Source organism: Methanothermobacter thermautotrophicus str. Delta H, assembly GCF_000008645.1.
Lineage (GTDB): Archaea > Methanobacteriota > Methanobacteria > Methanobacteriales > Methanothermobacteraceae > Methanothermobacter > Methanothermobacter thermautotrophicus.
Genome location: NC_000916.1, coordinates 144,301 through 164,548, shown reverse-complemented (window position 1 = coordinate 164,548; position 20,248 = coordinate 144,301). Strand labels below are relative to the sequence as shown.

The window sequence follows — 20,248 nt, the reverse complement described above, 5'->3', positions numbered from 1 at the left end:
CCGGGCAAACATTCATACGGATAGTGAAAACACATGGACACTATATCCATAAATATAAATATGAACATCCATTCATATGTAAACTGAGGTGATTAAATGGAGGAAAATAACTGCTGTGGAGATGCACAGAACACCATCAGTGGCTGCAGCTGCAGCTGTGGATTTCTTGAGTACCCTGACCAGTCAGAGGTCCCTGAACCTGAAACACCATCCACCACAGCCAGCAGAGAATTCCTTAGCAGACTTGAGGATTACGCACGTTCACTTGGCATAGCCAGCATGGGTTATGCGTCCATAACCCCAGAGGTTATCCTTGCAGGTGATTTTAAGTATAAGAACGCCGTGGTACTCACATTGAAGATGGATGATGAACTTATAGGCACTCCTCCAAGGGAGGAGGCCCAGGCCATGAATGACAGACTCTACGATGAACTTGCCGATTTAACCTTCAGGGTTTCAGATTACCTCAGAGAGAATGGGTACGGTGCCGTGGCCATCCACCCCATGAGTGGACTCCTGGATCTCACATCCCTGGCCCAGAATGCAGGTATTGGTTTTAAGGGGACTAACGGCCTTCTCATAGGTCCGGAGACAGGGCCGGCCCAGAAAGTATCTGCAGTGCTCACGAGCATATCCAACCTTCCTCAGAAGGCCAGTGAGCATTCATGGATCCCTGAGTACTGTGCAAGGTGCGGTAAATGCATAAAGGCCTGTCCTGAGGATGCCCTGGTGGAGGTGGATACCTGCTGTGGATCCACAGTCTTGCTCCTTGAGGATAGATGCCTTGGGTGCAGTGAGGGATGCACCTACTGCATAGAGAGCTGTCCATTCTACAGTAAGGGCTATGAAACGGTCCGATCAAAATTCATGAAGTTAAGGCAGAAGCTGGAAGAAAGGGGGAAGCTCTAAACTATTTTTTTTAATTAATAAACATCTGAATGCACATCACATCATATTTACTGGCAGACTAGTTGTCTGCTACAAAAATTCGTTCTTCTGGCATAAAGAAAGAGAACATGACCCATTCCAGCCTGAAAAATCAGCACCACAAATTGTATAATCACCCCCCCCAAAATCAGCACCACCTCACCCCATAAAATTGTATAATTTAATAATGAAGTTCAACATACAGTAAGTTGGTGTTTAATATGAAGGCTGATGCAGTAAAAATTGCGGATGGTGTCTACTGGGTTGGTGTGATGGACTGGGACATAAGGAGCTACCATGGTTACACCCTTGGAGGCACAACCTACAATACCTACCTCATATTTGGGGATGAACGGGTGGCCCTTGTTGACAACACTTACCCCGGAACCTCTTCACAGATGTTTGGAAGGATAACCGACGCCTTTGAAAGGGAAGGAAGGGATGAAAAGATTGACCTCATAATACAGAACCACATTGAAAGGGATCACAGCGGTTCCATCACCGAGGTCCTCAAAAGGTACGGTTCAGAGATAATCTGCACCGCAAAGGCAGCTGAGGGCCTCAGGCAGCACTATTCCATACCCCAGGATACCCCGATGCAGACCGTTAAAACAGGGGACAGCACTGACCTCGGGGGAAAGACCCTCACATTCCTTGAGGCCCCAATGCTCCACTGGCCAGACAGCATGTTCACCCTCCTCGAGGAGGAAGGTATTCTCTTCTCAAATGATGCCTTCGGACAGCACCTCTGCATCAGCAAACGCTTTGATAAGGACGTCCCTGAAGCTGTACTGATGGATGCTGCCATGAAATTCTATGCAAACCTTTTAACACCACTCTCCCCCCTTGTACTCAGGAAGTTCAGTGAGGTTAAGGAACTGGGCCTCCTTGAGAAGATAGGGATGATAGCGCCCTCCCACGGCCAGATATGGACCGAGCCCCTGAAGATAATAGCTGCATACACTGACTGGGCCACCGGGAAGTGCAGGGACAAGGCCACCATAATCTATGACACCATGCACTACTCCACCAGGATGCTGGCACATGCCATGGCCGAGGGTCTCATGGCAGCGGACGTGGATGTGTCGATGCACTTCCTTCATGAGGATGAGAGGAGTGAGATTGTGAAGAATATCCTTGAGAGCAAGGCAGTATTCATAGGAAGCCCAACAATGTTCAACGGACCATTCCCAAGCCTCGGTGACCTTATATATTATCTCAAAGGACTTACGTTCGATCGCACAGGCTTTAAAAGGCTTGCAGTTGTATTCGGATCAAAGGGATGGGGTGGCGGTGCAGTGAGAACCCTTCAGGAGGAGCTCTCAGGTGCAGGATTCGAGGTTGCTGAAACCTTTGAGGTTAACTATGTCCCCACCTCCGGAGACCTGGATGAATGCTACAGCATCGGGAAGAGCGTCGGTGAAAGGATAAAGAAAATGTAGCTTTCAAAATGAGTAATGCAGGAAACATAGTTTAAAGGATGCAGTGATTTAATGAAATCAATCAAATTTAAGGGCAGTCATGACCCTGAGAAGAAAATTGTTGTGAGCCTCTTCTGGACCGTAAGGAAGACAATAAGGGAAGAGGGGTGCGCACCGGTGCGCATAACCCGTATCAGGACCTCGAAGAGAACCTATGAACCGGAGGGCAGGAAGCTCCTGAAACTATCAGATGATATCCTGGATGATATAATAAGCGATATTGAAAGGGGTAACACCGTTGAATTCAGTATGACCATGGGTCAGGAGTCACTCAGGCTCTGGATCGACGGCGAGACCTTCACTGTTGAGGCATCAAAGACACCTGAACTCGAAGAGGAGATAGTGGAAAAACTTGAGCATGAAACCTCAAAGATTACACCAGACTTCTGTCAGACCTTCCTGCCGAAGATATTCCCCAACCGTTAACCACACGCCACCATCTCCAGTCAATTATTTATTTCCAGGAAGAGGAATCCATCTGCAACTCTTCCAGTAAGTCTGCAGAAACCAGAAACCCACAGGATCTTCTACACAAATTATTTATAGAACCTTAAACCCATGGATAATTGCATGCTATTTATTTAAGAGGTGATTTAATGGCACAGGGACAGCAGCCCATATTCATATTACCACAGGATACAAGCCGTTACGTTGGAAGGGAAGCACAGAGAATCAACATCCTTGCGGGTAAGGTTCTTGCAGAGACTGTGAGGACAACCCTTGGACCCAAGGGTATGGACAAGATGCTTGTTGACTCCCTTGGAGACATCGTGATTACAAATGATGGAGTTACGATCCTCAGGGAAATGGACATCTCACACCCCGCAGCAAAAATGCTGGTGGAGGTTGCAAAGACCCAGGAAGACGAGGTGGGGGACGGTACAACCACTGCAGTCATAATAGCAGGTGAACTGCTCAAGGAAGCTGAAAAACTCATTGAAATGGGTGTGCACCCAACAATCATAGCACTTGGTTACAGGAATGCAGCACTGAAGGCCCAGGAGATACTTGAAGAGATATCAATGGAAGCAAGCGACAGGGACACCCTCATGAAGGTCGCAATAACTGCAATGACAGGAAAGGGTTCAGAGAGGGCCAAGGAAAAACTTGCTGAACTCGTTGTTGACGCAGTAATGCAGGTCGAAGAGGACGGTGAAATCGACAAGGACAACATTAACATACAGAGGATACAGGGCGCATCAGTGAACGAGTCAAGAATCGTGAACGGCATAGTAATTGACAAGTCAAGGGCAGACACCTCAATGCCAAAGAGAATCGAAAAAGCCAGGATAGCCCTCCTCAAGTATCCGATAGAGGTTAAGGACCTTGAAACCGATGCCAAGATAAGGCTAACAGACCCATCACAGATGCAGGCCTTCATAGAACAGGAAGAGCAGATGATCCGCGACATGGTTGAGAAGATAAAGAGCTCAGGCGCCAACGTCGTGTTCTGCCAGAAGGGTATCGATGACCTTGCACTCCACTACCTCTCACGTGAGGGAATAATGGCCCTCAAGAGGGTCAAGAAGTCAGACATCAAACGTATTGAGAAGGCCACAGGCGCAAGACTCGTCACCAACATAGATGACCTCACAGCAGAAGATCTGGGAGAGGCCGGTGTTATCTACGAGAAGAAGATCTTTGATGAGGTCCTCACATTCATTGAGGAATGCAGGGACCCCAAGGCAATCTCCATAATACTGAGGGGAAGCACGAAGCATGTTGCAGAGGAAATGGAGCGTGCCCTTGAGGATGCAATAGGAGTCGTTGCATCAACACTTGAGGACAGGGAGGTTGTTGCAGGCGGAGGAGCGCCTGAGGTTGAAATCGCCAGGAAACTGCGTGAGTATGCTGACACCATAAGCGGCAGGGAGCAGCTGGCAGTATCCGCCTTTGCAGACGCCCTCGAAATCGTGCCAAAGACCCTTGCAGAGAACGCAGGTCTTGACAGCATCGACGTCCTCGTTGACCTCAGGGCAGCCCATGAGGAATCACCCTACATGGGAATCGATGTCTTCGATGGTAACATCGTCGACATGAAGGAGGCCGGAGTAATCGAACCCCAGAGGGTCAAGAAACAGGCCATCCAGTCTGCAGCTGAGGCAGCTGAGATGATCCTCCGTATAGATGACATGATAGCCGCCAGGGGCTTTGATGTCTCATCCAAGGACGAGGAGGATATGGAAGGAATGGGTGGAATGGGTGGAATGCCCCCCATGATGTAACCCACCTCATTTTTTTCGAGGTTATTAATAAAAAATTTATAATAAATATTATCTATCATGATTAATAATAGTAAAATATATAAGTTGAGAGAAACTTACTACTACCAACCAAGAAAAAGATGGCGGTATGAAAAATGTCAAAGGATACCTCAGTTCTCCTGGAAGAGAAAAGGGTCTTCAAACCCCACTACACCGTTGTGGAGGAGGCCCACATAAAAAACTGGGAGGCCGAGCTCGAAAAGGGAAAGGACCATGAGAACTACTGGGCCGAAAAGGCTGAAAGATTCGAATGGTTCAGAAAATGGGACAGGGTCCTTGATGAGAGCAACAGACCATTCTACAGGTGGTTCGTCAACGGTAAGATCAACATGACCTACAACGCCGTTGACAGGTGGCTTGACACAGACAAGAGAAACCAGGTCGCCATTCTATACGTGAACGAGAGGGGGGATGAAAGGAAGTTAACCTACTATGAACTGTACCGTGAGGTTAACAGGACCGCTAATGCCCTCAAAAGTCTTGGAATCAAAAAGGGCGATGCAGTTGCCCTCTACCTTCCAATGTGCCCCGAACTTGTAATCTCAATGCTTGCCTGTGCAAAGATAGGTGCTGTCCACAGTGTCATATACTCCGGTCTCAGTGTGGGGGCCCTGGTGGAACGCCTGAACGATGCAAGGGCAAAGATCATAATAACAGCCGACGGTACCTACAGAAGGGGCGGGGTTATAAAGCTCAAACCCATAGTGGACGAGGCCATACTCCAGTGCCCCACCATAGAAACCACAGTGGTTGTAAAGCACACAGACATCGACATTGAGATGTCGGATATAAGTGGACGTGAAATGCTCTTCGATAAGCTCATAGAGGGTGAAGGGGACCGGTGCGATGCAGAGGAGATGGATGCAGAGGACCCCCTCTTCATACTCTACACTTCGGGGAGCACCGGAAAACCAAAGGGTGTTCTACACACAACAGGAGGATACATGGTGGGGGTTGCATCAACCCTCGAGATGACCTTTGACATCCACAACGGAGACCTCTGGTGGTGCACAGCAGACATCGGGTGGATAACAGGTCACAGCTATGTTGTCTATGGCCCGCTGCTACTTGGAACCACAACACTCCTCTATGAGGGGGCACCTGATTACCCTGACCCCGGTGTGTGGTGGAGTATCGTTGAGAAATACGGTGTCACCAAGTTCTACACGGCACCAACCGCAATAAGGCACCTCATGAGGTTCGGTGACAAGCACCCAAAACGCTACAACCTTGAATCCCTCAAGATACTTGGTACGGTCGGTGAACCCATAAACCCTGAGGCATGGATGTGGTACTACAGGAACATTGGAAGGGAGAAGTGCCCGATAATTGACACCTGGTGGCAGACCGAGACAGGGATGCACCTCATAGCACCCCTACCTGTGACACCCCTTAAACCGGGTTCAGTGACAAAGCCCCTCCCGGGCATAGAGGCCGACGTGGTTGACGAGAATGGCGACCCCGTGCCCCTGGGTAAGGGTGGTTTTCTTGTGATCAGAAAGCCATGGCCAGCCATGTTCAGGACCCTCTTCAACGACGAGCAGAGGTACATCGATGTTTACTGGAAGCAGATCCCCGGCGGAGTGTACACCGCAGGTGACATGGCCAGGAAGGACGAGGACGGATACTTCTGGATCCAGGGAAGATCCGATGACGTCCTGAACATAGCAGGGCACAGGATAGGTACTGCAGAGGTTGAATCAGTCTTTGTCGCACACCCTGCAGTTGCAGAAGCCGCGGTTATAGGCAAGGCCTACCCCATCAAGGGGTAGGTCATAAAGGCTTTCCTCATACTCAAGAAGGGTCATAAACTGAACGCCGCCCTCATCGAAGAACTGAAAAGACACCTTCGCCATGAACTCGGACCCGTGGCCGTCGTCGGAGAGATGGTCCAGGTTGACAGCCTCCCCAAAACCAGGTCTGGTAAGATAATGAGGAGAATACTGAGGGCCAGGGAGGAAGGAGAGGACCTCGGTGATACCTCAACCCTTGAGGAATAGCTGGGCCCCCATACCCTCCCTTCATATTTGATGTATAAGGTGAGAAATATGCGTGAAACAGAAGTGGTTATATCAGATAAAACCGCCAACCCGGCACCCCTGGGACTTCTGGGATTTGGTATAACCACCATACTGCTGAACCTGCACAATGCAGGTCTTTTTCCCATAAACAGTATGATACTTGCAATGGGGTTCGCCTATGGTGGTATAGCCCAGATACTTGCAAGTGTGATGGAATACAGAAAGGGCAACACCTTCGGTACGGTTGCATTCGGATCCTATGGTCTGTTCTGGTGGTCACTGGTACTCCTCCTGGTGATCCCGAACCTCAAGTTTCTTGAAACATCAGGAACCGCAGCAGCCAGTGCCGACCCGGTTGCAATGGCATCCTACCTCTTCATGTGGGGACTGTTCACCCTGCTGATGTTCATAGCAACCCTGAAACTCAAAAGGGGCATCCAGGTGATATTCATAAGCCTCGCGGTGCTCTTCTTCCTGCTCACTGCAGGCGAAATCACGGGTTCAGCCCTTATAACAGCTGTGGCAGGTTATGAGGGTATATTCACAGGGGCAGCCGCCATGTACGTGGGTCTTGCAGAGGTTATAAACGAGACCCATGGAAGGGACATCCTCCCCACCTGAACCTGAATGGTGGGGGATCATCCCCCTCAAATTCCCTAGGGGAACCCATTCACTATTTTTTCAGCCTGTTTTAGAAAACCTTATATTGAATTAGGTTTAACTAAACTAACAGTAAGGCTTTAGGTGAACCTAATGAAGCATCTCAGTGAAAATATAGAGGAATACCTTGAAACCATCTACAGGCTCTCGGATTCAAGGAAGCCCGTTACCACCACAGACATCTCCCGGGAAATGAAAATCGCCCCTGCAAGTGTAACCCAGATGCTTAAAAAGCTTGATTCAAATGGATATGTTAAATATTCACCATACAGGGGAGCCGTGCTCACAGATAGAGGATACAGGATCGCCCGTAGAATAACAAGGAAGCACAGGCTCCTTGAGAGATTCCTCCATGACGTTCTGGGAATAAAGAGGGAGAGGATACACCGGCAGGCCTGTGAAATGGAACATTCACTCTCAGACGATGCTGAAAGGGCCCTGTGCCATCTCCTTAACATGCCAGGAGAGTGCCCCGATGAAAAGCCCATACCCGCATGTGAATTCAAATTCCAGACATGCGAGGAATGCATTGAGATGAAGGACGCCGATATCGAGGAAATAGGCTGCCGTGATGAAAACCTGAAATCCCTCACAGAGATGGATGAAAACCAGAGCGGAAGGGTATCCTTCATAAGGGGTGACTACAGGGTTGTGAGGCGGCTCATGGATATGGGGATAACCATTGGAGCCCCCCTTACCATGATAAAAAGGGCACCCCTCAGCGGCCCAATCGAAGTGGAGATCCGCGGGTCCAGGGTGGCCCTGGGAAGGGACATAGCAGATAACGTCTTCATAGAAACAGAAGGCTAGCCCCCCTAATAGAACAGAGCAGATAGAAGGTCTTGACAATGAAAAAATCTGAGATAACCGTTGCACTTGCAGGAAACGCCAATGTGGGTAAGAGTGTTATCTTCAACCAGCTGACAGGATCGAACCAGATAGTCGGCAACTGGCCTGGAAAAACCGTTGAAAGGGCGGAGGGGTACCTTAAATTCCAGGGAAGAGACATCCACATAATCGATCTTCCAGGGATATACTCATTTTCAACCTACTCCATGGAGGAGATAGTATCACGGGACTTCATAATCAATGAAGGACCCGACGTTGTCATAAATGTACTTGATGCATCTGTCCTCGAGAGAAACCTTTTCTTCACGCTCCAGCTCATGGAGATGGAGGTCCCCATGGTGATCTGCATCAACCAGGTGGACATGGCCAGACAGAAGGGGATAACGATAGACGATGAGAAGCTGGAGAAGGTTCTTGGCGTGCCGGTGGTATCCACGGTTGCGGTTAAGGGAAGGGGACTCCAGGAACTGCTCCGTAAGACGGTTGAAGTGGCTGATAAAAAGACACTGCCACGGATAATCGAATACGGTGAGGAGATCGAGACCCGTATAGGGAAACTGATGGATGCCCTCCCTGAAATCCCCGAAGGTTATTCAGCCCGATGGGTTGCAATAAAGCTACTGGAAAACGACCCCCAGATAACAGCCATGATGCCTGAGGACGTTAGGAAGCTTGCATCAGAACTGGCAGCTGAAATAGAGTCCATACACGGTGAACCTGCATTCTCAGTTATAACTTCAGAACGTTATGCCATCTCCAGCATGATAGCTGCAGGTGCACAGAGGCAGGAGGAGATCAAAACCTCACTATCAGAGAGACTTGACGGCTTCCTCACACATCCTGTCTACGGCTACATCTCATCTGTTCTGGTTGTTGGAGGACTCCTCCTCTGGACCTTTGTTGTGGGGGAGTTCCTCTCAGACACACTCACAGGGATCTTTGGATTCTTCCAGCCCGTTGACCCCAAGTTCTCAGGTTCCATTGAATCAATAATATGGAACGGGGCCTTCGGGGGTATCGTGGCTGGCCTGACCCTGGTGATACCTTTCGTTATACCGTTCTACCTGATGCTATCCTACATTGAAAATTCAGGTCTTCTCACCAGGGTGGCATTCATGATGGACGCCTTCATGAGGAAGATAGGGCTCCATGGGAAGGCCCTCATACCCCTCATACTGGGTTACGGGTGCAGCGTCCCTGCAATTGACAGTACAAGGATACTTGAGACCCACAGGGAGAGACTCCTTGCAGCCTTTGCAATATCCTTCGCACCCTGCGCTGCAAGGACCATCCTCATCCTTGGACTCGTAGCCCTCTTCGTGAATGTATGGTGGGCCATAGGACTCTACGCCCTGGACCTCCTTATAATCTTCATAATGGGAAAGGTGGCCCTCAAGGCACTTCCCGGGGAAACAACCGGACTTATAATGGAGATGCACTCCCTTAAGATGCCCTCATTCCGTGTCATAGCAAGGCAGACCTGGACAAGGACCAGGTCCCTCATCTACCTTGTATTCCCCATATACATCATTGGAAGCGCCCTGATACAGTTACTATACGCCCTTGGATGGCTCAATCCCATCAGCGCCTTCATGGCACCCCTTACAGTCGGATGGCTTAAACTGCCAGTATTTGCAGGTATACTCCTGATACTGGGCGCCGTCAGGAAGGAATTCATACTCCTCGGGCTTGTGTCACTGGTTGGGACAAACATAGGGGCTGCCCTCACAGCACCCCAGATCCTCGTCCTGACCCTGGTCGGTATGCTCTACTTCCCCTGCCTCTCAACCATCGCAATACTTGCAAGGGAATTCAGCTGGAGGTCCACCTCCATCATAACCCTTGCAAACCTCGGAACAGCATTATTCCTCGGTGGACTGTTTGCAAGGATACTGCCACTGATATTTTAGAGCTGAAAAGGTATCATGAGTATAAGGAGAGTTAATTTAACCTCCATGACAGAAATAATTACGTGGTATCATGACCGTGCTAAAAATAATATCCTGGAACGTCAACGGCCTCAGGGCGGTCCACAGGAAGGGGTTCCTTAAATGGTTCATGGAAGAGAAGCCAGACATCCTGTGCCTTCAGGAGATAAAAGCAGCGCCTGAACAGCTCCCCAGGAAGCTCAGGCACGTTGAGGGTTACAGAAGCTTCTTCACCCCTGCGGAGAGAAAGGGGTACAGCGGGGTTGCCATGTACACAAAGGTACCCCCCTCTTCACTGAGGGAGGGTTTCGGTGTGGAGAGATTCGACACCGAGGGTCGGATACAGATCGCAGACTTTGACGACTTCCTCCTCTACAACATATACTTCCCCAACGGTAAGATGTCAGAGGAGAGGCTGAAGTATAAACTGGAATTCTATGACGCATTCCTTGAGGACGTCAACCGGGAGAGGGATTCGGGGAGGAACGTGATTATATGTGGGGACTTCAACACAGCCCACAGGGAGATAGACCTTGCAAGGCCAAAGGAAAACAGCAACGTATCAGGTTTCCTTCCCGTTGAGAGGGCCTGGATCGATAAATTTATTGAAAATGGGTACGTGGACACCTTCAGGATGTTCAACAGTGACCCCGGACAGTACACATGGTGGAGCTACAGGACAAGGGCCCGTGAGAGGAACGTCGGCTGGAGACTCGACTACTTCTTTGTAAACGAGGAGTTCAAAGGGAAGGTTAAAAGGTCCTGGATACTCTCAGATGTCATGGGCTCAGACCACTGTCCCATAGGACTGGAAATAGAACTATAATCAACTCGATAACATCAGAAATGTGATTAGGAACTCCATCAGGCGAAAACTACTGGCGTGACTGGGGAAATACAGGATCTTCCCCGGTCTTCCATGCTGAAACGGTACGTATAACCTCATCGAGGTACCTCAGGGAGTCATCGTTACCGCTAAGGGCACGGGCCAGTTTGATGGCAGTTGAATCATCATCCATCAGCTCCAGGTAGAGCAGCAGATCCTCAAGGAGTTCTTCCTCAGGGTAACTCACCGGAGGCTCCATGCCCCAGATGTTCACGAGGGCCCATTCCCTGCTGTGATCCCTTAGGCCCTCAAGGTCAAACTCCTCCCTTCTGAATACCTTATCCTGTATGTACCTCAGGATATCCCTGTTCCTGGGGGCCCATATCCTGAAATCAGAGTACCTGTCCCTCAGATCATCTAAGAGCTCCTTTTTATGATTTCTGATCCTTATGAACTCTTCCTCCCCTGCTGTGGGATAAACAGCCCCCTCTGCCCTCTGCATTTCCCCTTCTGAATTTACCATCATCTCCTTCCCGGCCTCGATGTGGAGGATCTCATCGTCGCTTAGCTCACGCCTTTCCATCAGTTCCTTCTGGGATTCAAGTTCACTCCTCCACTCCTCATACTTCAGGGCCTCAAGTTCCTGTAACCTGGTTTTAAAGAGTTCAGCTATAACTTCACGGGCCATGAAGCGCTGCCACGGTCTCCCTCTCCTCAGAAGGTTGATGTGGTGGGTTACCTCCATCAAACCGGAGGGTAATGGTCTGAGGCGTGCTGCCAGCCTCCCGGCCTCCCCTGGAAACAGGAGGGGAATGAATTCAAGGAGGGACCATACAGCCACCGAGACCAGTACGGTCACCGCCACGTTCACAGGTATTGGATCCATCAAAAACACAACCGCTTATCAGTCACCGTGTTCAAGTATTGCCTTCTTGATTTCCCTCTTGGTTTCAGAGATGACTTCAATCTTCCTTGCTCCTACACCCTGGTTCTGAAGGTGTTCAAGGAGCTGAGAAGGACTTATAGAGTCCTCAAAGTCTGCCAGGACTGCTCCATCCTCCCTTGCAACTGTAAGTGCCCCGTAGAGTCTTAGAACCCTCTCGGCATTATCGGGGTCGTCTGTAATAATACGGAATGTCCTGATGCTGTGATGTACCTGGCTTATATCAATATCCATCCTCTGGAGGGCTATCAGAACATGCTTATCAAGGGCCCTCTCAATCACCTCAAGGTCCACACTCTCCCTTCCCATGTTGATCCTGACTGCCTGAGCTATCTGGGCAAGGTCCCTTGCATGGGCATAGCTGGGCTGGAGGCCCTCACCACCATCGGCAACAGGGGTGTAGACCATTTTAATCCTTTCAACAACCTCATCATCGTACTCCTCCCCTATTTCATCAAGGTTGCGCCTGAAGACCTCTGCGACGTTTTCAACCGGAGGGTTCCTCAGGAATATGTGGAGGGGGGCCCTCCTGAGGTGGGCCTCGTCCATTATACTGACATCGAGGTTTGTTGAGAAGGCGGGTATGAAGTGTGTGTGGAATATGACAGGAACACCCCTTATATAGATTACATCCTTACTGTTCTCCAGGGGGACGATGAGGCGGTTGAGGATCACCTCATGGTCATCCCGCTGCCTTCCAAGGTCATCTATGAGAAGGACTCCACCATTGGCCTTTATGATGGGTGAGGTCTCATAGACCCCCTTGTTCATGTTGTAGGTTGTCTCCAGTTCATTTAAACTTAATTCTGAGCCCGTGAAAACGAATGGGGCGTGTATCTTTATCCATCTGGGGTCTTCGGGTTCTTCAGGGCATGGCCTGTGGAAGTCAGGGTCATAGATCTGTATAACCCTTCCGCTGAACTCTATGAAGCGGGGGATCACGAGGGGAGGCAGGAGGTCGGAGGCCTTGCTTATTATGAATGTCTTACCTGTACCGGGAGCTCCATAGACAAAGAGCCCCTTACCTATTGTGCAGGACTCCACGAGACACTCCTTTGCATAGGATAGTCCCACCACATCCCTGAAGGTCTTTTCAATAACCTCATCAGGTATCCTGATGGGGAAACGGTTACTCAGCTGCTTATCCATCAGCTCAAAGTATCTCTCATAGGGCACCGGAGCTATCCCTATGTAGGGGTTTTCCTCCATTACAAGGCGGGCCTTCTCAACACCCCTCCTTGTGAGGGTGTATTCGACACTGGAAAACAGGAAACTGCCCCCAACCTGGGCGCAGAATCCGTCCTTCTCCATCTGACCCAGGATCTCTTCAAGTATATCAAGGTGTATGCCCGTTATATCCGTCATTCTCTGGGTTTTAACGGTCCCGTAGGTTAACATTATCTTCAGTATAAGGTCCCTTACGAAGAAATAGGATAACCCCAGCTCTTCCAGCGTCTTTGGCTGTTTCAGTTCCTCAAAGATTTCAACCATGTTCTCATCGTGGTAGTAGGCTTCGCAGTTCATAATTCATCCCCCTTATCGATGTCCATCATGTTCATCCCCCGTGGATGAGAGATTTCATGGGAACGGGGAAGGCCCGCTGAAATCCCTCCTTACATGAAAACTAAAGGATCTCCTTAAGCTGACTGATATCATCTATGACCGTAACATCAAGACCGTTCTTCTCAACGTGATCCCTTTCTGCCTCCGTTAACTCTGAGTTGACCAGTATGGCTGACATACCCGCATTTGTGGCTCCCAGTATGTCCTCATTGAACTTGTTACCAACCATCACTGATCTTTCGGGTTTGCAGCCCATCCTCCTGAGGGCCTCCTCAAAGATCCTTATGTTGGGTTTTTCGAAGCCGACCTCGTCTGAGGTGACGACCTCATCGAAGAAGTGGTGGATGCCGAGTCTTATGAGCTTCTCCCACTGCTTTATCGTTATGCCGTTTGAGATGACCCCAAGCCTGTACCCCTTACTCTTGAGGTCAATGAGTGTGGATGTGGTGTTGGGGAATGGTCTCAGGAGGGCGAACTTGACGTTGTGGTATGTTATCATTCCAAGGGCAATGAGCAGTGGTTTCTCCTCACCGAAAACCGTCTTTGTCAGGACATTGAAATGCCTGTCATAGTTTGATCCTTTCTCGGATATTATCTCCCTGAGAAGCTTGTAGGCCTCCTCCTGTGTTAATGGGAGACCTGCGTCTATCATGACGTTCAGAGCAGCCTTTCTTGCAAGTTTAGCAAATCCTGAGGTGTCATAGAGAGTATCATCAATATCAAAGAAAACCGCCTTCAGCATCGTCCCACCTATTTCTCTGTAATGAAACTCTATAACTAATCAATTATAACATTGTTGGTTTAACTGTGGGATGCGGAAATCATGGAGATGGTGTCTTAAAACAAAGGATAGCTTCCAGCTGATTAGAAATAACGAAAAGTGTTAAAAGAAAGCCTTCAGCCAATTAAAAGAACGCGTCGAGGCTGCTCTGCCTTTCACCCGAGGATAACGAATTCATATCCTCTGTGGAGTAACCCAGGGATGACATTATGCGTGATACCGCAGCCATCACCTGGTTTTCAATGTAATAGTCGGGGTCGTATCCCATGCCTTCTGCGTCCTCAACCGGGAAGGCCCTCTGACTTATGGGGCCCCTTCCCTTCACGATGATGTATCTAACTATGGAGCCCCTCTCAACACGCCTTCCCTTCTCCAGGGATCTCTTTGCAGCGATGACATGGGGACCTATCTGTTTGTACTCAGAGAGGTCCCTTGTGATCTGGGTGTGTATCACCAGGTCATCGAGTTCCACGTCACCCCGTCTTATGCGCCCCACGACTTCCCTTATTATCTCCCTTGCCTTCTCAGGAGATCCATCGCGGAGGATGGCCATAAGAACCTTTCGCTGGGTTTTTTTAGCTATTGGTGCCCAGTCACGCCTTACAAGTTCAAGACCCTTTGCAACTATTGTGTCATCCTCTATGAGGGCGTATCGCTTCTTTGTTACGAAAAAGCCCCTGCGGTAGAAGCCCTCAAATTCCAGTTCCATACCCTCAGGGAGGTTACTGTTTATGTGTTTCAGGAACCTTTTCACCTGGGAGAGTATCTCATCCTCCACCTTAGACAACTGGGACACCGCTGGGGTTCAATCCTTTTATTCCCTGATCAGGACTCCGTTTATGACACCGTCCTGACCTGGCCTTGATGTGACCCTGACGTTCCCGAGGTTTGTCTCAACGACAGCACCCCTGGTTATGATGTTCCTCCTTACGAAGTGGGGGTTCGCTGTGTTCTCAACAACGTTCCTTATCTCTGCAATTTCAACCTTACCGGTTTCAGGGTCAACAACGTTTATCCTTGTATCTGAAGCGAGCCTGACCTTGGTGTTACCTCCGCGTGTCCTTATCAGCCTTACACGCCTGTCACCGATCTTTGTCTCAGCAGGCTCCCTTCCAAGTTCGTACTTCCTTTTACCACGATTCATCTTGGCTCTTCCGCCACTGGGTTTTTTCATTGATTTACCTTGCCAGATTGCCATTATTTCACCTCAATCATTCATACAAGAATCAGTAAAACTGAGTTTAAGAAACTTAGTGACTCAGTACAGATAAATTTATCTATAGTATGGGCCGCACCATTTAAAAAGATTGTGCTTCACAGGATCATGCTGGAAGATAAACCTGGCCGCGCCCGGAAGGCAGTACCACTCCCACTTTTTAAGTGGATTGCAGCCACAGTAATTAATTTTCCCGGTCACAGATAAATGCATTCCCCCAGATCAGGGTGTTCATCCATACATATCCTGGCTTCTCAGACACAGATAAAATCCAGACAGAGGTCCGTGAAAGGTTTTATACAATCAGCAAGATACCCTATAGGCAAGAGATTATGCAAGGTGAATCTATGAAAATCGGCATGTCCCATGGTGCAGGCGGAGAAGTGATGCAGGACCTTATATCAGATATAATACTATCAAACATCCATAACACGAGGGTTAACGGCGGAGTTGGCCTCGAGGACCTCGACGACGGTGCAAGCATACCCCTTGGGGACTATGAGATCGTTATCAGTACGGATGGTCACACCATTGACCCCCTCTTCTTCCCGGGAGGGGACATAGGCAGGATAGCCGTTGCAGGTACCGTCAATGATATATCTGTCATGGGGGCAAGGCCCCTTGCAATTGCAAATGCAATGATAATAAGTGAGGGATTCCCTGGGGAGGACCTTGAGAGGATCATAAAGTCCATGGACGCAGTTTCAAGGGAGACCGGCGTGTCCATTGTCACAGGCGACACCAAGGTCATGGAACAGGGAAAACTTGACAGGATGGTCATAACAACCACAGGTATAGGTGTCGTTGGGCGTGGTGAAACAGTCAGGGACTCCGGACTGAGGCCCGGTGATAAGATCATACTGACCGGGAGTGTCGGGGACCATGGGATGGCCCTCATGGCATTCCGTGAGGGATTCGGATTCGACACAGACCTCGAATCAGATGTGGCCCCTGTCTGGGGTATAGTGGAGGCAGCCCTGAACGTGGGGGGTGTTACAGCAATGAAGGACCCCACCAGGGGCGGTATAGCCAATGCCCTCAATGAGATGGCTGATAAATCAGGTGTGGGTATGGTCCTGGATGAGGACAGCATACCCGTACGGGAGGAGGTGAAGGCCGTCTCCGAGATGCTTGGAATAGACCCCTATGAGGTTGCAAATGAGGGCAAGGTTATCATCGGCGTGGACCCGGAATACGCCGAGGACGTCCTGGCTGCTGTTAGGAGTGCCCCCTACGGTGAGGAGGCCCGGATAATAGGTGAGGTAACAGATGATAAACATGTGATCCTTGAGACCAGCCTTGGGGGAAGAAGGATACTTGAGGCCCCTGTGGCTGATCCTGTCCCGAGGGTGTGTTGAAGGCCCTGAAGGAGGGGTGATATGGTTGAGTTATGGAAAGAGAGGTTATATGCATTCATCGTGGACTTTCTGATTGTCACCGCAATAATGTACATCCTCACGGTGGCTGTCTACCCTGCCGTGCTGCTCCTTAACCTGTTCAGCATCTACAGCTACTGGCTGCCCCTCCTTGCATTAATAACACTTATATACTTCAGCTACCTGGAATATCATGGCGGAACCCCTGGTAAGAGGATGCAGGGCCTTATGGTTGTCTCAGCGGAGGGTGATCTTCAGCCCTGGCAGGTGATTCTGACGAACCTTTCAAAGGTGCTCTGGCTTCCCCTGGCAGTGGATCTCCTGGTGGGTTACCCGCTGGGGCATTTAAGGATCCTTGATGCCATTGCCAGGACACGTGTCATCAGGACCAGGAAGGTCGATGATGGAGGAGAACGCTTGGTTGAGTACCACATCTGGGATCTCCTCGTGGAGAAGGGTGTCAGTAAGAGGCCCCATGGACGAATACCAGACTTTAAGGGTTCTTTTGATGCTGCGAAGCGGCTTTCGAGGACAGTTGAATGGGAGAGGGCTGGTGTAGTGTTCTGCTCCCCTGACTCGGCCCAGAGCCCGGTTAGAAGACTTGTGCTTGAGGCCGGGAAGGACCTCATAATGCCCACCCCAAAGATAAAGGATGGCTACCTCCTCATAGGGGGTGATGTACCTGATGCTGAAGCCGCGTCAACGATAGGGGGTGCCTACATGTACGGTTCACCCATCAGGGAGTTCCCTCAGGTTGACCTTGTTGTGGAGGGATCCGTGGCTGTTGACCTTCAGGGAAACCGTCTCGGTAAGGGTGGAGGCTACGGTGACAGGGAGATATCTGAACTCAGGGGTCAGGGTGCAATAGATGAGGATACACCCCTTGCAACAACCGTTGATGAACTCCAGATAATAAGGAGGGTCCCGGTTGAGGAGCATGATGAGATGATAAACATGATAGTAACACCACTACGGGTGATCAGGCCCCTCCTGGATGACCGGATACCCCGGGTGGTCTAAAGAGAAACAGAAGAATACAGCACCGCTCGAGAGCAGCCAAAAACACCGGAAACAAAAGAATACACCACCCAGACAACAGCGACCAGCCCCAAAAAACACCACAAACAAAAGAATACACCACCCAGACAACTCCAGGAACACCTCACGGATGAAAAAACCAACAGTTTAAATACTCCCGGGTACAATAGAGTAGCTGTGTACTGATTTTTAATTATCTGTGCCTGGCAGAATCCTGAACTTCCAGTTTGAAAATGGTCTGCCAGATGGCAGCTGATAATTGATAAATCGATTTTTAAGAATCTAAGGAAGATAAAATGAAAGGATTAGAATTTAGTGAGTTTGATATCTCAGGGGATATAAACAGGGCCCTTGATGATATGGGATTTGAGAGCACAACTCCAATCCAGGCACTTACACTACCTGTTACACTTGACGGTATGGACGTTGTTGGTGAGGCCCAGACAGGGACCGGAAAAACAGCTGCATTCGCCATACCCGTACTTGAGAACCTTGAAGCCGAGAGGGTGCCCCAGGCCCTCATAATCTGTCCGACACGCGAGCTCTGTCTCCAGGTCTCAGAGGAGATCAAGAGGATAGGTAAATACATGAAGGTGAAGGTCCTCGCGGTCTATGGTGGTCAGAGTATCGGTAACCAGATAGCACAGCTAAGGAGGGGGGTTCATGTCATCGTTGCAACCCCTGGTAGACTGATAGACCACATCGAGAGGGGGACCGTTGATCTGGGAGGTATATCCACCGTTGTCCTTGATGAGGCAGATGAAATGCTGAACATGGGATTCATTGATGACATAGAGCGTATACTATCCCATGTACCTGAGAGAAGGCAGACCATGCTCTTCTCTGCAACGGTTTCAAAGCCCATACTCAGGATTGCAAGGAAGTACATGAGGAACCCCCAGGTTATGCGTGTGGAGAAGAAGCACAGCCCCAAGATAGATGAGTTCTACTTCAAAACCAGGGAGGAGGATAAGGTTGAGCTCCTCGACTGGATACTCTCATCAAACAATATCAGGATGGGACTCATATTCTGTAACACCAAGAGAAGGGTCCAGAGGTTGAGAAGGCAGCTGAACCGTATGGGTTACTCTGCAGATGAGATCCACGGTGATCTTTCACAGTCAAAGCGTGAGCGTGTCATGGAGAGATTCAGAAGGGGAGATTTCAGTCTCCTTGTTGCAACGGATGTTGCTGCCCGTGGTATTCACGTACCCGATGTCGAGGCCGTTGTGAACTATGACCTGCCCTTTGAGAACGAGTACTACGTTCACCGTATAGGCCGTACAGGGCGAGCCGGTTCAAGCGGGAAGTCCTTCACCCTCGTCGTTGGAAGTGAGGTTCACCGCCTGAGAAGGATCCAGTCATTCACAGGTAAGAGGATAAAGCAGAGCAACATGCCCTCCCCTGAGGAGATAAGGAGGGGATATGAGATGGACCTCAGGGAGATCCTCAGGAGGAACCTGGAATCAAAGACTTACAGTGACTCTGAAATCCTTGAGAGCCTTGCTGGTGAGGGTTACAGTTTCAGGGACATCTCACACGCCCTTCTGGATGTACTGGAATCATCCAAATAATCAATTTTTGAGCAATAACCTTTTTTGACTGAGTTCATCATACCTCGAAAGTGGCAAATAACGCTTTAAATTATCATAACAGCTGATGGGTGAAAAAGATCCATCAGCCGCTATTTTTAAGATGCCTGATCGCCGGCACGTTAAAGGTGTTTCCAGATCATTCCATGAGACGGTTACCACCGGATGACCAGTTAACTGACTTCAACACCCTTTTGGGGAGGGGGAAATACCGGGCCTGCCAGATTTTAACATGCACCACCGCCCTGAAGACCATTCTGTATTACTTTTATTCTGTAAATCCTGGGAATGAGTAATAAAAGATTTTATATATTGAAGATAACCAAGTAGTTAGCGGTGATCATCATGAAAAGGATCCTTATACTGCTGGCTGCGGTGTCACTGGTGATCGGTTTATCACACCATGCATGCGCCCATCCAGGTCACGGTTACTACCTTGAGGAACCCTCAGATTCAGGTGACAGCGACTCTGATTCATCAACAACCACATCCCCTGCTCCCACCAAAAAGACTTCAGACAGGAGCAGCACAGGTTCAGGGACAAAGACCAGTAAATCCCCGAGTGGAGGTGTGGAAACAGGTTCAGCTCAGGGAGAAGCAGCTGACGTTTCAGCACAGAATAAAACCGATATTCAGGGACAGGATGGGAATGAAAGTACCCCATCAGGGAACATAACCGGAAAAGAGAAACAAGGAACCTCAGGGTACGGGTTCATCCCGGCAGTTGCAGGGCTCTCCCTGGTTTTCGGTTTAACAGCCTTAAGATTTCCAAGGCAGTGATTT

General features: G+C 49.5%; 17 protein-coding genes and 1 pseudogene. 13 read left to right on the top strand and 5 right to left on the bottom strand.

Annotation, left to right across the window (positions count from 1 at the left end):
- The first annotated feature begins 96 nt into the window (after positions 1-96).
- From MTH_RS01000 to xth, 9 genes and pseudogenes are all read left to right on the top strand, one after another.
- Complete coding sequence (locus tag MTH_RS01000; protein ID WP_010875860.1) at positions 97-909, top strand: 4Fe-4S binding protein; 813 nt, start codon at positions 97-99, stop codon at positions 907-909.
- A gap of 239 nt (positions 910-1,148) precedes the next feature.
- Positions 1,149-2,369, top strand: a complete 1,221-nt coding sequence (locus MTH_RS00995) for an FprA family A-type flavoprotein (RefSeq protein ID WP_048060773.1) — start codon at positions 1,149-1,151, stop codon at positions 2,367-2,369.
- A gap of 51 nt (positions 2,370-2,420) precedes the next feature.
- Entirely contained in the window at positions 2,421-2,834 is a 414-nt protein-coding gene (locus MTH_RS00990; protein ID WP_010875858.1) for a hypothetical protein, read from the top strand.
- 170 nt (positions 2,835-3,004) lie between these two features.
- Positions 3,005-4,633, top strand: a complete 1,629-nt coding sequence (thsA, locus tag MTH_RS00985) for a thermosome subunit alpha (protein ID WP_048060772.1) — start codon at positions 3,005-3,007, stop codon at positions 4,631-4,633.
- A 134-nt stretch (positions 4,634-4,767) separates the two neighbouring features.
- Positions 4,768-6,672: pseudogene (acs, locus tag MTH_RS00980) on the top strand (acetate--CoA ligase).
- A 48-nt stretch (positions 6,673-6,720) separates the two neighbouring features.
- Entirely contained in the window at positions 6,721-7,314 is a 594-nt protein-coding gene (locus MTH_RS00975) for an acetate uptake transporter (RefSeq protein ID WP_048060771.1), read from the top strand.
- Between the two features lie 123 nt (positions 7,315-7,437).
- Entirely contained in the window at positions 7,438-8,163 is a 726-nt protein-coding gene (locus tag MTH_RS00970; protein ID WP_010875853.1) for a DtxR family transcriptional regulator, read from the top strand.
- 38 nt (positions 8,164-8,201) lie between these two features.
- Positions 8,202-10,112, top strand: a complete 1,911-nt coding sequence (gene feoB, locus MTH_RS00965; protein WP_048060770.1) for a ferrous iron transport protein B — start codon at positions 8,202-8,204, stop codon at positions 10,110-10,112.
- A 70-nt stretch (positions 10,113-10,182) separates the two neighbouring features.
- The gene (gene xth, locus MTH_RS00960; protein WP_010875851.1) at positions 10,183-10,956 is read left to right on the top strand and encodes an exodeoxyribonuclease III; all 774 of its coding nucleotides are present in this window, start codon (positions 10,183-10,185) and stop codon (positions 10,954-10,956) included.
- Positions 10,957-11,005: 49 nt separating this feature from the next.
- On the opposite strand, the gene MTH_RS00955 is transcribed toward xth, so the two are convergent.
- From MTH_RS00955 to MTH_RS00935, 5 genes are all read right to left on the bottom strand, one after another.
- On the bottom strand, positions 11,006-11,842 hold the full coding sequence (locus MTH_RS00955) for a hypothetical protein (RefSeq protein ID WP_048060769.1): 837 nt from the start codon (positions 11,840-11,842) through the stop codon (positions 11,006-11,008).
- 18 nt (positions 11,843-11,860) lie between these two features.
- Complete coding sequence (locus MTH_RS00950) at positions 11,861-13,423, bottom strand: ATP-binding protein (protein ID WP_010875849.1); 1,563 nt, start codon at positions 13,421-13,423, stop codon at positions 11,861-11,863.
- Between the two features lie 100 nt (positions 13,424-13,523).
- Positions 13,524-14,204 (bottom strand): TIGR02253 family HAD-type hydrolase, encoded by a 681-nt coding sequence (locus tag MTH_RS00945; RefSeq protein ID WP_010875848.1) that lies wholly within the window; start codon positions 14,202-14,204, stop codon positions 13,524-13,526.
- 163 nt (positions 14,205-14,367) lie between these two features.
- Entirely contained in the window at positions 14,368-15,039 is a 672-nt protein-coding gene (polB2, locus tag MTH_RS00940) for a DNA polymerase PolB subunit 2 (protein WP_010875847.1), read from the bottom strand.
- 18 nt (positions 15,040-15,057) lie between these two features.
- The gene (locus tag MTH_RS00935) at positions 15,058-15,441 is read right to left on the bottom strand and encodes a 30S ribosomal protein S8e (RefSeq protein WP_010875846.1); all 384 of its coding nucleotides are present in this window, start codon (positions 15,439-15,441) and stop codon (positions 15,058-15,060) included.
- A 365-nt stretch (positions 15,442-15,806) separates the two neighbouring features.
- Between MTH_RS00935 and hypE the strand changes: the two genes are divergently transcribed.
- The 4 genes from hypE to MTH_RS00915 all read left to right on the top strand — a co-directional run bounded on the left by hypE (position 15,807) and on the right by MTH_RS00915 (position 20,245).
- Positions 15,807-16,817 (top strand): hydrogenase expression/formation protein HypE, encoded by a 1,011-nt coding sequence (gene hypE, locus MTH_RS00930; RefSeq protein ID WP_048060768.1) that lies wholly within the window; start codon positions 15,807-15,809, stop codon positions 16,815-16,817.
- Positions 16,818-16,838: 21 nt separating this feature from the next.
- The gene (locus MTH_RS00925; protein WP_010875843.1) at positions 16,839-17,855 is read left to right on the top strand and encodes a 5-formyltetrahydrofolate cyclo-ligase; all 1,017 of its coding nucleotides are present in this window, start codon (positions 16,839-16,841) and stop codon (positions 17,853-17,855) included.
- Between the two features lie 314 nt (positions 17,856-18,169).
- Positions 18,170-19,447 (top strand): DEAD/DEAH box helicase, encoded by a 1,278-nt coding sequence (locus MTH_RS00920; RefSeq protein WP_010875842.1) that lies wholly within the window; start codon positions 18,170-18,172, stop codon positions 19,445-19,447.
- 363 nt (positions 19,448-19,810) lie between these two features.
- A complete protein-coding gene (locus tag MTH_RS00915) occupies positions 19,811-20,245 on the top strand; it encodes a hypothetical protein (RefSeq protein WP_048060767.1) in 435 nt (144 codons plus the stop codon).
- Positions 20,246-20,248 lie beyond the last annotated feature (3 nt).

What these genes read in the sequence shown, in the direction of transcription:
- MTH_RS01000 (WP_010875860.1), top strand. Translation starts at nt 97, where the DNA reads ATGGAGGAAAATAACTGCTGTGGAGATGCACAGAACACCATCAGTGGC.
- MTH_RS00995 (WP_048060773.1), top strand. Translation starts at nt 1,149, where the DNA reads ATGAAGGCTGATGCAGTAAAAATTGCGGATGGTGTCTACTGGGTTGGT.
- MTH_RS00990 (WP_010875858.1), top strand. Translation starts at nt 2,421, where the DNA reads ATGAAATCAATCAAATTTAAGGGCAGTCATGACCCTGAGAAGAAAATT.
- thsA (WP_048060772.1), top strand. Translation starts at nt 3,005, where the DNA reads ATGGCACAGGGACAGCAGCCCATATTCATATTACCACAGGATACAAGC.
- MTH_RS00975 (WP_048060771.1), top strand. Translation starts at nt 6,721, where the DNA reads ATGCGTGAAACAGAAGTGGTTATATCAGATAAAACCGCCAACCCGGCA.
- feoB (WP_048060770.1), top strand. Translation starts at nt 8,202, where the DNA reads ATGAAAAAATCTGAGATAACCGTTGCACTTGCAGGAAACGCCAATGTG.
- xth (WP_010875851.1), top strand. Translation starts at nt 10,183, where the DNA reads ATGACCGTGCTAAAAATAATATCCTGGAACGTCAACGGCCTCAGGGCG.
- MTH_RS00955 (WP_048060769.1), bottom strand. Translation starts at nt 11,842, where the DNA reads ATGGATCCAATACCTGTGAACGTGGCGGTGACCGTACTGGTCTCGGTG.
- MTH_RS00950 (WP_010875849.1), bottom strand. Translation starts at nt 13,423, where the DNA reads ATGAACTGCGAAGCCTACTACCACGATGAGAACATGGTTGAAATCTTT.
- MTH_RS00945 (WP_010875848.1), bottom strand. Translation starts at nt 14,204, where the DNA reads ATGCTGAAGGCGGTTTTCTTTGATATTGATGATACTCTCTATGACACC.
- MTH_RS00935 (WP_010875846.1), bottom strand. Translation starts at nt 15,441, where the DNA reads ATGGCAATCTGGCAAGGTAAATCAATGAAAAAACCCAGTGGCGGAAGA.
- hypE (WP_048060768.1), top strand. Translation starts at nt 15,807, where the DNA reads ATGAAAATCGGCATGTCCCATGGTGCAGGCGGAGAAGTGATGCAGGAC.
- MTH_RS00925 (WP_010875843.1), top strand. Translation starts at nt 16,839, where the DNA reads ATGGTTGAGTTATGGAAAGAGAGGTTATATGCATTCATCGTGGACTTT.
- MTH_RS00920 (WP_010875842.1), top strand. Translation starts at nt 18,170, where the DNA reads ATGAAAGGATTAGAATTTAGTGAGTTTGATATCTCAGGGGATATAAAC.
- MTH_RS00915 (WP_048060767.1), top strand. Translation starts at nt 19,811, where the DNA reads ATGAAAAGGATCCTTATACTGCTGGCTGCGGTGTCACTGGTGATCGGT.